We start from the raw sequence: 12,313 nt of genomic DNA, 5'->3' as shown, positions 1-12,313 counted from the left end.
AGCGATCATGGCCCTGGCAATTTTACACTGGGAATCAGCAGACAGCCGCAACTATCGGTTCAGGATCGATATCGGCACCAACACCTGCTACCGCTTCAAAATAGGCAGACATGTCGTAGAAAGAGCCGGTATCAGGTGGGTAGACGCTGTTTCCCGGACAACGCCCTTCCGGCAGAAACAAAAACTCACCTTTCTCGGCGATAGTGAAGAAGAAGTCAGTCTGCCGAAAAGTTACTTCGATGAACAGCACTGCTATGTGCAGCTTTTCAGTGCTAAAGACATGAAAGGCACGTCCCCGGCAGTTTCCAGGGTAATTAAAATTCCGGCGGCTATGCAGCGCATCAACAATGAACGTTTTAGTTTACCTCCAGCAAGTATTACTATGAGTACGACAGCTTTTCATCCCGTCAGAAAAATTTCCCACGATGAACAGTATTTATCGCAGCAGTCTTCTATTGAAGATATTCTGGGAAGCCTGGTAAGAGCTGTATTACCCGCAGCCATCAATGTGCTGAATCCCGGCAGCAGCGGCAGTTCCGGCAGTAGTTCCGGCAGCAGCGGTTCCGGCTCTGCTCCGGCAGCAGATACCACCACCCTGCTTACCAGTCTGCTGGGAGCGGTATTACGCACGGTGGCGCCAAATATTCCCGGATTCAGTGCAGCCCATTCCATGAGTACACCACAGGCAGATGACAACCGTTTTTCAAGACCTTTCATATTCGGCATCGACGACGCGCTGCTGGCCAGCCTGGCAGGGCCTATCATCCAGCAGGGCATACAGGTGATCCCGCAGCTGATCAACGCTGCCAACCAGCATAAATTACAGACATTACAGGCCAACAACCAGCTGATGACCACCCTGGCAGGTGATGTACAACGCCGGCTCATGCTGCAGCAACTCCTGCAACATCAACCGGCTGCAGGCGCCACGCCGAATATAGATCCCGCGGTGCTGGCCGCATTGCTCACCCAGCTGCAAAATGCACCGGCAGCGGCTCCTGCACCAGCTGCGGCACCGGCACCCTCACCTGCTCCTGCAGCAGCAGCCAGCTTGTCCCTGCATACTAACGGAAAGGCGTATACGCTCAGTAACAATGTGGTGCTTACTTTTGAATCCCTGAAACCCATCGTGGTAAACGGAAAAGAAGTACTGCTGATAAAACAGTCTGCCAGAACAATATTCCGTGTAAAACTGCATGTGGCCAGCAACCCCGCTACGCCCCTGCCTAAAGCTATTTACACGTTCTACTTTAAAGATGCCGCCACCAGGCAGCTGCTGTTTGAAAAAACATTCAAACAGAAAGACATCCGCGCCAACACTGCCATTGACTTTGAGTTCCTTCAGGACGAACTGCTGCACCTCCCGCTGCATAAAAAAATAGAAGTCTTTGCAGAGATGCGCTGGAGAACCCGCAGCAACCGGGAGTACAAAGCTATCGGCAGCACACCGGTGATACTGGTGGAAAATTATTTCGTGCAGGAACAGGGTGTTGCTGTTTCTCCGGAAAAAGAACTGACAGATATGAAAGTCTACCGTGCTTTCTGGAATAAGATCTGGCAGTCACCCTCCCTCGGCAAATCCAAATCCCTGTGGGAACTGAACGCTGACCTGCGCTACACAGTATCGCTTTCAGCGGAACATGCTGCCAACGGCGCTACTGACACAAAAATGGCGCTGGATCCCAAAGATCCGGAAAGCCTCACGGATACTACTTCCGGACGCATGAAAGCAGGCATAGAACTGAGCATGGCAGAACTGAACAAATTACTTGGCAACTGGGATAACAACACACCACTGAATGATGAAATGCTTGCCGCTATCCGTAACCCGGCCTTCGCGGCGGACAATCTTTCAGAGATGATTTACAATATTAAACTGAAAGGCCGCACTTACGAACAGGGTATGGTATGGATTGTACCGGTATTCAGACTGTTTGAAATCACCCTGGCACAGGTAGGCGCCCTTACACCGGAAGGATATGTACAGGAGGTAACGCCCATGAAAGTGAAATTTCCGCTGCCGGTGAGCGCCAGGATATTAGGTCTTAAATCTGCAAATCAATAAGCTATGAACTATCCGTACAGATACACCATGTCTGCAGACGACAGCGAGGAAGATCCGCTGTCCGGCCAGCAGCCGGGAGCCCCGGATACACCGGAATATACATTCGACGGGTATGATATTGAAATCAACGTAAAAGTGGCACTTAATCCTGTCAGCAAAACCGGACAGTCATGACAGACGAATCATTTTTCTCTTTCCGGCAGATGCTGGAAAACCTCCTGTCCTTTCAGGGGGAATTCACCGATGAAGAAAACGGCGTACACTCCTACATCTACGAAATAGAAATAGGTACGCCGGTGGAACTGGATATCAGCGTGGATGAAAACGGTAAGGTAACCATTGGCAGCGTTCCGCCTGTATACCGCGTGAACACCAGCTTCAGGCCATCTTATCACAGCATTACAATAAAAGCTGAAAAATATATACCAGACAATGGCGAATGAAAATCAATACTGGAACCTGGAAGACTTTGTGGATTCCCTGGTAGTGGAACTGGATAAGACCCGCGAAACGCTGGCCATCAAAGCCATTAATAAACCGCTGACCTACACCGTCAAGGACCTGGCGATAGACCTTAACATCTTCCCCACCTTTGATGGCGACCAGATCCGGTTCATTACCGCGCAACCCGGACAGGAAGGGGCTTCCAAAGTAAATATACAGCTCGGCTCCATCACAGACCAGCAGGTCAGGGCCACCACCAAAATGAGCGGTTTGAAAAACGACACCAAAATTGAAGAGATAGGCGTAGACCAGAAAACACAGAAGAAGCTGCGCAAGCTCGGCGTCAGCTCTGTAGATGACCTGCAGCAGGTGGAAAAAAAACAGGTAGATATTCAACGTGTATCAGATAATGAGATTGATTATAAAACACTCGCCAACCAGATACAGAAATCCAGGCGGAACCAGACCCCGCCCAAAGTCAAGGCTGTCAGCCTTTCCGTGGATGACCAGCAACGGCCCTACCTGCATGTGCGCGGCGAAAATTTCACCATGGACCCGCGGTACCCGCCGGTAACCGTAGTGAACAACAACCTGGCAGAAGTCCTGGATTACAGTCCGGACGAGCTGAAGATATTACTGCAGAAAAATCACCTGACAACAAATGAAGCAGAGCTGATTATGACATTCGATCCGTATACGCTGGTAAAAATGAATATCAGGATATAAAAAATTCTCTGGCATATGAGGAAGAAACAAACACCTTACGCTTGCTACGATGATATGCTCAACGACTATTACGGCTGTATCCGTCCTGCCAGCCGGAGAAAGCGCCGTGCCGTATCGCGGAATTTCGATAACGGCGAAGTGCTTGTCAGCAAGGATGCCGTACCGGCAGAAGAATACGTAGTAGCCGCCGCCGTGGATGAAGATGGCAACTTCTTCGATGAGTATGTAGTGGCTTCATCTGCCACGGATGAACCGGCAGCAGCGGAAGAATATGTGGTACTGTCAGCTTCGTATAGTGATGACAGTTATACCAATGATATTCAGGAAGAAATACATCTTTCTCCTGTGAGCCATCATCAGGATCTGCTCACCAATGTGCTGGAACCGGATACGGATTCCGGCAATGCCGTTTATACATATGCCAGCGATATAGCAGCAGCTCCGGTCAGCAGTGCTAAACCGGTTCCTTCGCCGGCGGCAGACAATGCCACCACGCCGCATCCCGACACCGATGCCCTGCTGGATGACATCAAACAGATGCGCAGCGCTGAAGCGCCGCCACCAGACAGCAGCAGCACCCTGTCAGAAAAAGAACAGGAAATTGCCAATGACCTGCAAGCCATTCTTTCCGGCAAAAAAGTATATGATCCTGCCACCAAACGCACCGTCAACCGTGAGGACCTGGGTAAGCAGCAATCCGTTGAAGCGCCCGCCCCGCCAAAGGAACAGGATCCCGGATTTAAAAACGAGCATGCCATCTTCGATCGCATTGCACAGAATATGAAGTATGCCAATGCGTATAACCTGGGCACCATCCAGGTAGATACAGAAGAACTGAATAACCGGTTCAATGAATTTGAACAAACGCCGCCGGCTAAACGCAGTACGCCTCAGCCGGCTGCTGCAGCGCAATCTGTGACCCGGAAAGATAACCCCTACAGTATACAGGAAGATTTCAATCCTGCGGAGTTCATGCAGGACCTGGATGAGATGCGCAAGAAACAGTCGCCATCCGATACGCCACCGCCATCAGACGTAGTAGCCACCGTAGAAGCAGCGCCGCAGCCGGCAGTCACCGCCCAGCAGGTAGCCACACCGGCTGCACCGGCTGCAGACCCCAACTGGCCGCCGCGCCCCACCAGCATACGGCCGCTGTCAACAGCAGAGCGTGCCACAGAATTCGGGACCTTCACCTACGAAGCAGATCCTTCAACGTTCAACGGTGACGGTATACGCGTTACCAACAGCTGGTACCACGATAATATCATTCCCGTTTCCATACCGCAGCTGAACGGTAAACGTTTTGGCAGCCGCGTTATTCAAAACGGTACTATCAACTTCCACCGGGCCGGTGCGGACAGACTACGCCGCCTGTGGGCAGCATGGGAAACTGCCGGCCTGCTGGACAGGATCACCACCTTTGAAGGAGGCTATGCGGCGAGGTACATCCGTGGCACCCGCGACCGTAATCCGCGGCCACTGAGCAACCACGCCTGGGGCACCGCCTTCGACATCAACGCGCCATGGAATGCGCTGGGCAGCGAGCCTGCCCTCGTCGGGCAAACAGGCTGCGTGCGTGAGCTGGTAGCCATCGCCAATCAGCACGGATTCTTCTGGGGCGGCCACTTCCGCAGCAGAAAAGACGGGATGCACTTCGAACTAGGCAGAACAGTATAAATTTTTTTCAGCTACTCAACACCATTACAATGGAAAATCGTTTCTTCGAAACAAATGCCCTGCTCACCGGGAAACGCAGACACCAGGGTTATGCCGGCGCCGCCTCCATCGTGGACAGATTTGCCAGTTCATTTGACGCGGTAGACTATACCGTGCCGGGTACCGTGAATCCGCTGCGGCAGCCTTCCGGCCTCGTATGCTGGGCAACCGTAGCCACCATGATGATCTCCTGGAGAGATCAGCGCTCAACTCCTATCGAAACAGTCATCGGCAGCATCGGCGCCACCTGGCTGGAGAAATTCAGGAACAACCGCACCCTCATGGCTGCTGAAAAAGAATCCTTCCTGCGCGCCGCCGGAATGGATTTTGAATACCCGCAAAGCCTCACCATTCAAGGCTGGGAAAGATTACTCCGTAACTACGGCCCCATATGGGTCACCACCGCTGAAGGCACTGATGCACGCTTTGGTATACATGCCCGCATCATGACCGCCATCCGCGGCGACGGCACTCCCGACGGCACACAGCTGACCATCGTAGACCCCGCACGCGGCACCGTTTACCAGGAAAGGTTCTCCGAATTTCTGACCAAATTCGAACGCGAAGTACGGGTCAGCGACGACTGGAACGGCCGCATACAAATCGTACACTTCCCTGCCAGAGCGGCTGTCAGCCACTCCCTCACCTGGAACAATACCGCATTTGCCCTTACCGTCATTTCTACTGACGGCATAGACCTTATCAAAAGACTGGAAGGATTCCGCGCACAGAAATACAATGACCAGGCCGGTCATTGTACCATCGGTTATGGTACGCTCATACATCAGGGCAACTGCAACGGCGCTGCCTCTGAAGCACCCTACGCCGGCGGCATCACCGAGCAGCGTGCTACCGAACTGCTCATGGAACGGCTCACCGGCTTCCAGCAGGCTGTCAACGAAGGTATCACCGTAGCCCTCAACCAACACCAGTTCGATGCACTCGTCAGCTTCGTATACAATATAGGCACCGGCGCTTTCCGCGCCAGTACGCTGCGCAGATTACTCAACCAGGGCAACTACAGCGCCGTGCCCACCGAAATGCGTAAATGGGTGAAAGTACGCCGCAACGGCGTACTCGTAGATTCACAGGGACTCATCAACAGAAGAAATGCTGAAATAGAACTCTGGAACAGGCCCGTAGGCAGCGGCGCTCAGTCGCTTGCCGATGACAGCCAGTTCTTCGCCGCTGACTTCACCGTACAATCCGATTTCATTCAGCAATACGGCCAGAATGCAGTAGACAGCATGCGGCAAACGCGTGTACCCGCTTCCGTTACCCTCGCACAGGCAGCACTGGAATCAGGCTGGGGAAGGAGCGCCCCCCGCTTCAACTTCTTCGGCATCAAAGCCGGCTCCGGCTGGACAGGCGAACGGCAGCTGCTCACCACCACCGAAATTCACAGTGACAACGACCGGTCCAGACATCCATACCCCGAAATCATCTCCATAGAACAATTTACCGACAGCAGCGGTAATACCCGCTACCGCTGGCGCGTAAAAGATTATTTCAGGGCATACGCCAACGCAGTTGACAGCTTCAACGACCATGGCAACTTCCTCGTGAATAATGCACGCTACCGCAACGCATTCAACTTCACCAACGACGCACACCGGTTTGCCCAGGAAATTGCACGGGCAGGATACGCTACCGCTCCGGATTACGCCAGCACGCTTATTTCTATCATCGATCATAATAACCTCACCCGCTTTGATACACCTCCGGCTCCTGCTGCACCACCCGTATCAGGCGCCAACAGTTCCGACGTGCAGGGCTTCGCTTCAGACCTGCTCAACAATCCCGGCAGAGTAGTCTTTGCCAATAACATCCGCCAGCAACTTGAATATATCAGGGATCATGGCAACTACACCCTCAACGGCACTACCTTTGTACCCTCTCTCAACCTGCTGCAAAGCATCGCCGCCATCTGCTACTTCTCCCTGGATCACAACCGCAGTGCTAACCCCGCTTTCGGTATGCTGAGCTACATCAGGCCTGCATCCTCTCACCATTCCAACGGTACGGCTGTAGACCTCACCCATATCGACGGCATCCGCATCGATGTGCGCAACCAGCAGCAATGCCTCGACGCCGTCATCACTGCCATCAACAACCTCGCACCCGGCAGCTATGCACTCGGCCTTCCAAGGCCACCATACGCCGACGGCGCAGGAGCAGACCACGATTTCAGAACCTACAACGGCCATATCACCGTCTATAGCAACACCACACCACCTACGCTGTTGCCGCAATACCAGAACCTGCCTACTACCGGCAATTTCTTCCTGCCTAACCGCTGGAACGAACACTCGCCCACCGGCAGCACGGCAACAGATCTGAACCATATCACCAACGAAAACTCGCGCAACGCCCTGCGTACCGCTATCAGCAACGCCGCCTCCAGAGGCGTTAATATACGGTACCTGTTTGCAGATGCATTGGATCATCTGCATATACAAGCGCTTTGAATTACGAATTACGAATTGCGAATTACGAATGTAGAAGCGAAGAGCTAAACGTAGATTAAGGAAAATATTTTTAAATTATCACCTTTAATCTACGTTTAGCTCTTCGCTTCTACATTCGTAATTCGCAATTCGTAATTCGTAATTACTCTCTGTTCATTGTTTCCTGAAACACCTCCAGAAACCTCCCCACATGATACCCATCCATCAATGCATGATGCACATGTACGGATACCGGCATGGTCATAATTCCATTGGTGCTGGTCATTTTGCCGAAAGATATTTTAGGACAGCTGTCTTTGAAGCTGAAGCTGCGTGCGTGGGATATGCTGGTAAAATCTATCCAGGGCAGAGAAGAACAGTGAATAACATTTTCACCGGAGACAGCAGGTATCAGGCCGGTGCTTTGCTGTACGCGGTTGGTTTCCTCCTGGGCTGCTGCAGCGAAGGCCTGGAAGTCGGGGTGGTAGTCCATATAGGCGAAGCCGAAAGTGCCATCCGGACGGTTGATGGTCGGAGAGGCATGAACGGCATCATAAATCCATATCTCACCATTGCTGATACGGTAGCGGAAAGGTTCGGTGGCATTGGCTGCCGCCAGCGAGGCATGCAGGTAATACAGAAAAAAGGAATACCCCTTTTCCTTTGCGATGGTGTATGCCCTGGTACAGTCTACGGTAACGCATACCCCAAAGAATGGTTCCTCGAACTGTGTAAAAAATTGAAAGTGATCTTTTCTCGCCCAGGTGTCCAGGTTTAATAATTGTTTCATGACAATAGTTTCGGTAGTATATCCGAGATAGTTTCAAAAGTGTAAAAATTATCTCCCTTCACCTCATGGGATACCATTTCATGCGCCCAGGTGGTGTGGTAAGGGATATGGATGGCATGACCGCCGATCTCCAGCACCGGCATCACATCCGATTTGAGGGAGTTGCCGATCATCAGGAAATTTTCCGGTTTGCAGTCCAGGTGTTTCAGCAGTTTATAGTAATCCTTCTCCTTTTTATCACTCATAATTTCGATGTGGTGAAAGTAGTGCGCCAGCCCTGATTTATTCAGCTTGCGTTCCTGATCCAGCAGATCGCCTTTGGTGGCCACTACCAGCCGGTATTTACCTTTCAGTGCTTCCAGCACTTCCTGTACACCGTCGAGCAGCTCAATGGGTTTATTGAGCAGTTCCTGACCATATTCAATCGTTTTCTGAATCAGTTCAGGGCGTGCAGTATTGTTGGTTACCCGGAGAATTGTTTCTATCATGCTGAGCATAACGGACTTAACGCCATAACCATATAACGGCAACCGTTCCATCTCTGTTCTGAACAGTTCCTGTGAAACGCTGTGGTGTGGCAGATAGTCTTCCAGCAGTCCGCAGAATTTCTGCTCTGCTTCCTGGAAATAAGGCTCATTTACCCATAATGTATCGTCTGCATCAAATGCAATTATTTGTATACCAGTCATCTTTCCTGATTATTTATCTAAATTTCTGCAAAATTACTTTCTCCTACTTCAAAAAAACGGGACATTTGTCTCATACCATATGTCATGATACGTACCAATCTAGCTATACTATCCTTTATAGAACAGACGCTGACTTCCGAAGAGAAGGAAGACCGGGTGTTCCTGAAGGGCTATGCTCCGGGCGAACATCTGCTGATGCAGGGACAGGGCAACAAATATGTTTTTATACAGAAAGAAGGGATTTCCAAATGTTATATCACGGAAGCAAACGGTAAGGAATTTATTATTGAGTTTCTGGGAGAAGGGGAACTGATGGGTGAGATAGAAATTATCAGGAAGACGAAAAATGTGACTTCTATTGCGGCTTTAACGCCGGTGACATCCTATTGCATCACCTACGATTTTTTTTCAAAGCTGATGACGCAGTACCCGGTATTCAATCAGCTGTTGCTGCAGGCGCTGGCGGCAAGGGTCAGCGAAACCTCTGCCAGGGCTTCTTACCAGCAGATATATCCGGCAGAATATACGATGATGAAATTATTTTCGCTGCTGGCCAACCAGCAGGTAGTGTTACCCAAAAAGGACCTGGCAGATTATCTGGCGGTGTCATTGAGGAGTTTTAACCGGACCATCAAACAGCTGCGGGAGAAGAGGATACTCAGCCCCCACAGCTTTGATTTGTATATAGATGGTAAGATGATGGACAAGCTGTTACTGGAATATGATCAGGAAAGCTGACCGGTTTGTTCCAGGAACTTTGCCAGATAAGGCGCCGTGCGGCTTCCGGCGGCTTTGGCTACAGTAGCCGGCGTACCTGTTGCTACGATTTTACCTCCTGCTTCTCCGGCGCCCGGACCAATATCTATTACCCAATCGCTGGCTGCCACTACCCTCATTTCATGTTCTACCACTATTACGGTGTTGCCGGCTTCCACGAGGCTGTCCAGCTGCGTGACCAGCTTCTCCGTATCGGATGGATGGAGTCCGGTGGTAGGCTCATCAAGAATGTAAAGCGTATCACCGCGCCCTATGCGTTGCAGCTCTGTAGCCAGTTTGATGCGCTGCGCTTCGCCGCCGGAAAGCTGTGTAGCCGGCTGTCCCAGCCGCAGGTAGCCAAGTCCCACTTCACGCAGGACTGTTAACGAACGGTGTATTTTCGGATCGTCTGCAAAAAATTCATAGGCAGTATCTACCGTCATTTCCAGCACCTCTGCAATATTTTTCCCGTTACACGTTATTTCCAGTGTTTTAGCATTGTAGCGTGCACCATGGCAGGTAGGGCAGGGCGCATATACGCTGGGCAGGAAAAGCAGTTCCACCATTACAAAGCCTTCACCCTGGCAGGTTTCACAGCGGCCTTTCGCCACGTTGAAAGAGAAGCGGCCGGCATCGTAGCGCCGGGCTTTGGCGGTCTTCGTTTCCGCAAAACGTTTACGTACCTGGTCAAACAACCCCGTATAGGTAGCCAGGTTAGACCGTGGTGTGCGGCCAATAGGTTTCTGATCTACCTGTACCAGCCGTTTAATATGTTCCATACCGCCGGTGATGCGGCCCCCCAGCGTGACAGGGGCTGTATGTTCCAGCCCCTCTCCCTCTTCTGCTTCTGCCGTCAGTTCCATACCCAGGTGGGTGGAGGCCAGCTCTATCAGCACCTGGCTTACCAGGCTTGATTTACCAGATCCGGAGATACCGGTTACAGTTGTGAGGCATCCCAGTGGGAAAGCGGCATCCAGCTGGTGCAGGTTGTTGCGGGTAACGCCCGCCAGCTCCAGCCATCCTGCAGGCGTACGCGGCTGATGCGGCGGCGGTACTTTAGTGGCAAAGAGATACTGCGCCGTTTTGGAATCCGCTATGGCGGCAAGTCCGGGCGGCGGGCCGCTGTACAGAATATGTCCGCCGTACTCGCCGGCGTCAGGACCTACATCCACCAGCCAGTCGGCATGTTGTATTACATCGAGGTCATGTTCCACTACAAAGAGGGAGTTGCCGGCGGCTTTCAGTTTTTCGAGTGCCGACAGCAGCGCTTCGGTATCGGCGGGATGCAGGCCGGCGGAGGGTTCATCGAGTACGTATACAACGCCGAAAAGATTGGAGCGCACCTGCGTGGCGAGGCGGAGACGCTGCAGCTCTCCCGGCGATAACGTAGGCGTGCTGCGTTCCAGCAGAAGATAGCCCAGCCCCAGCTCCAGCAGTACATCAAGGCGGCCAACCAGGTCCGCCGCGATGCGTTGTGCCACCAGCTCCCGCTCCGGGTGTGCCTGCTGGCGTTTTCCGCGGAGTGCGGTACCATCGGCAAATGGCTGCATGAGCGCAGATAACTTATGCAGCGGCAGCCTGGATATTTCTCCGATATCCATACCGGCGAATTTCACGGACAACGATTCCCGGCGCAGGCGCTTGCCCTGGCACAGCGGGCATTCCGCACTTTCCATAAACTGCTGCAGCCGCTTTTTCATAGCAGCGCTTTCTGTATTGGAAAAGTTATGCAGCACATATCTTTTAGCCCCGGAGAAGGTACCCTTATAGGCAGGAGCTACGTTTTGCCTGATGGCCCTTTTCACTTCCTCATGGGAGAAGCCGGGATATACCGGTACTACAGGCTGTTCTTCGGTAAAGAGTATCCAGTCCCGGTCTTTCTTTGGCAGGTCGCGCCAGGGGCGGTCCACATCATATCCCAGCGTGATGAGTATATCACGGAGGTTCTGTCCGTGCCATGCCACCGGCCATGCCGCCACCGCTCTTTCCCGGATGGTAAGGGAATCGTCCGGCACCATAGAACGCTCCGTCACTTCGTATATGCGTCCCAGGCCGTGGCAGGAAGGACAGGCGCCGGCAGGGGTATTGGGAGAAAACGCTTCTGCTTCCAGGTGTGGCTGACCGGCGGGATAATCGCCGGCACGGGAATACAACATGCGTATAAGATTGGACAAAGTGGTTACGCTGCCTACAGACGAACGTGTAGTCGCCAGTCCGCGTTGCTGCTGTAAAGCCACTGCCGGTGGCAGCCCCGTAATCTCGTCTACCTCCGGCACCGACATCTGATGAAAAAGGCGACGGGCATAAGGTGATACCGATTCCAGGTAGCGGCGCTGCGCCTCTGCATATAGGGTACCGAATGCCAGCGATGATTTGCCGGAACCGGAAACGCCGGTAAATACCACCAAAGCGTCACGGGGTATTTCCAGGTCTATGTTCTTCAGGTTATGCTCCCGTGCGCCGCGTACGCGGAGGAAGCCGGAAAATTCTTTATGGGGAGGTTTCCAGGTATTCTGTTGCATACTACCGGCGCACAAAGACTGTGCCGCCCGCGCCCGCCTGCCAGGGTAACAGTGGCAACCCGCACAGCTGCAGAATCAATAATATCTACGTATATGCATTTCCGTTATACCGACCTCTCTTTTACCACAAATAAAAAACGGGCATCCGGATAATAATT

At 52.4% G+C, this 12,313-nt stretch carries 10 protein-coding genes; 7 read left to right on the top strand and 3 right to left on the bottom strand.

Features of this window, described 5'->3' with window-relative positions; translation table 11 throughout:
• Nucleotides 1-7 precede the first annotated feature (7 nt).
• The 6 genes from GWG06_RS15235 to GWG06_RS15210 are packed head-to-tail and all read left to right on the top strand — an operon-like array spanning nt 8 to nt 7,419.
• Nucleotides 8-2,065: a hypothetical protein gene (locus GWG06_RS15235; protein WP_160714211.1), complete on the top strand. Its 2,058-nt coding sequence runs from the start codon at nt 8-10 to the stop codon at nt 2,063-2,065.
• A 3-nt stretch (nt 2,066-2,068) separates the two neighbouring features.
• Entirely contained in the window at nt 2,069-2,239 is a 171-nt protein-coding gene (locus tag GWG06_RS15230) for a hypothetical protein (RefSeq protein WP_158631385.1), read from the top strand.
• Nucleotides 2,236-2,508 (top strand): hypothetical protein, encoded by a 273-nt coding sequence (locus tag GWG06_RS15225; protein ID WP_127036506.1) that lies wholly within the window; start codon nt 2,236-2,238, stop codon nt 2,506-2,508. The genes GWG06_RS15230 and GWG06_RS15225 overlap by 4 nt, the downstream gene beginning before the upstream one ends.
• A complete protein-coding gene (locus tag GWG06_RS15220; RefSeq protein ID WP_160714209.1) occupies nt 2,498-3,235 on the top strand; it encodes a hypothetical protein in 738 nt (245 codons plus the stop codon). The genes GWG06_RS15225 and GWG06_RS15220 overlap by 11 nt, the downstream gene beginning before the upstream one ends.
• Nucleotides 3,236-3,250: 15 nt before the next feature.
• Nucleotides 3,251-4,912: a M15 family metallopeptidase gene (locus GWG06_RS15215; RefSeq protein ID WP_160714207.1), complete on the top strand. Its 1,662-nt coding sequence runs from the start codon at nt 3,251-3,253 to the stop codon at nt 4,910-4,912.
• Nucleotides 4,913-4,941: 29 nt separating this feature from the next.
• Complete coding sequence (locus GWG06_RS15210) at nt 4,942-7,419, top strand: glycoside hydrolase family protein (RefSeq protein ID WP_160714205.1); 2,478 nt, start codon at nt 4,942-4,944, stop codon at nt 7,417-7,419.
• A 142-nt stretch (nt 7,420-7,561) separates the two neighbouring features.
• On the opposite strand, the gene GWG06_RS15205 is transcribed toward GWG06_RS15210, so the two are convergent.
• Together GWG06_RS15205 and GWG06_RS15200 are read right to left on the bottom strand one after the other, a co-directional pair.
• Nucleotides 7,562-8,188: a chloramphenicol acetyltransferase gene (locus GWG06_RS15205; protein ID WP_160714203.1), complete on the bottom strand. Its 627-nt coding sequence runs from the start codon at nt 8,186-8,188 to the stop codon at nt 7,562-7,564.
• On the bottom strand, nt 8,185-8,877 hold the full coding sequence (locus GWG06_RS15200; RefSeq protein WP_127036516.1) for an HAD family hydrolase: 693 nt from the start codon (nt 8,875-8,877) through the stop codon (nt 8,185-8,187). The genes GWG06_RS15205 and GWG06_RS15200 overlap by 4 nt, the downstream gene beginning before the upstream one ends.
• 84 nt (nt 8,878-8,961) lie before the next feature.
• Between GWG06_RS15200 and GWG06_RS15195 the strand changes: the two genes are divergently transcribed.
• Nucleotides 8,962-9,615, top strand: a complete 654-nt coding sequence (locus GWG06_RS15195; protein WP_127036518.1) for a Crp/Fnr family transcriptional regulator — start codon at nt 8,962-8,964, stop codon at nt 9,613-9,615.
• On the opposite strand, the gene uvrA is transcribed toward GWG06_RS15195, so the two are convergent.
• Nucleotides 9,603-12,155 carry an excinuclease ABC subunit UvrA gene (gene uvrA, locus GWG06_RS15190; RefSeq protein ID WP_160714201.1) on the bottom strand — a complete coding sequence of 851 codons (2,553 nt, stop codon included), beginning with the start codon at nt 12,153-12,155 and terminating at the stop codon, nt 9,603-9,605. The two genes, GWG06_RS15195 and uvrA, sit on opposite strands and share 13 nt — an antisense overlap.
• Nucleotides 12,156-12,313 lie beyond the last annotated feature (158 nt).

The sequence above is a fragment of the Chitinophaga solisilvae genome, from assembly GCF_009928525.1.
GTDB lineage: Bacteria > Bacteroidota > Bacteroidia > Chitinophagales > Chitinophagaceae > Chitinophaga > Chitinophaga solisilvae.
Note: the sequence above shows the minus strand (reverse complement) of the source record. Positions and strands in the feature narration are given on the sequence as shown.

Excerpts from the sequence above, each read along its gene's own strand:
- uvrA (WP_160714201.1), bottom strand. The coding sequence starts at position 12,155 with ATGCAACAGAATACCTGGAAACCTCCCCATAAAGAATTTTCCGGCTTC.
- GWG06_RS15210 (WP_160714205.1), top strand. The coding sequence starts at position 4,942 with ATGGAAAATCGTTTCTTCGAAACAAATGCCCTGCTCACCGGGAAACGC.
- GWG06_RS15225 (WP_127036506.1), top strand. The coding sequence starts at position 2,236 with ATGACAGACGAATCATTTTTCTCTTTCCGGCAGATGCTGGAAAACCTC.
- GWG06_RS15235 (WP_160714211.1), top strand. The coding sequence starts at position 8 with ATGGCCCTGGCAATTTTACACTGGGAATCAGCAGACAGCCGCAACTAT.
- GWG06_RS15200 (WP_127036516.1), bottom strand. The coding sequence starts at position 8,877 with ATGACTGGTATACAAATAATTGCATTTGATGCAGACGATACATTATGG.
- GWG06_RS15215 (WP_160714207.1), top strand. The coding sequence starts at position 3,251 with ATGAGGAAGAAACAAACACCTTACGCTTGCTACGATGATATGCTCAAC.
- GWG06_RS15230 (WP_158631385.1), top strand. The coding sequence starts at position 2,069 with ATGAACTATCCGTACAGATACACCATGTCTGCAGACGACAGCGAGGAA.
- GWG06_RS15205 (WP_160714203.1), bottom strand. The coding sequence starts at position 8,188 with ATGAAACAATTATTAAACCTGGACACCTGGGCGAGAAAAGATCACTTT.
- GWG06_RS15220 (WP_160714209.1), top strand. The coding sequence starts at position 2,498 with ATGGCGAATGAAAATCAATACTGGAACCTGGAAGACTTTGTGGATTCC.
- GWG06_RS15195 (WP_127036518.1), top strand. The coding sequence starts at position 8,962 with ATGATACGTACCAATCTAGCTATACTATCCTTTATAGAACAGACGCTG.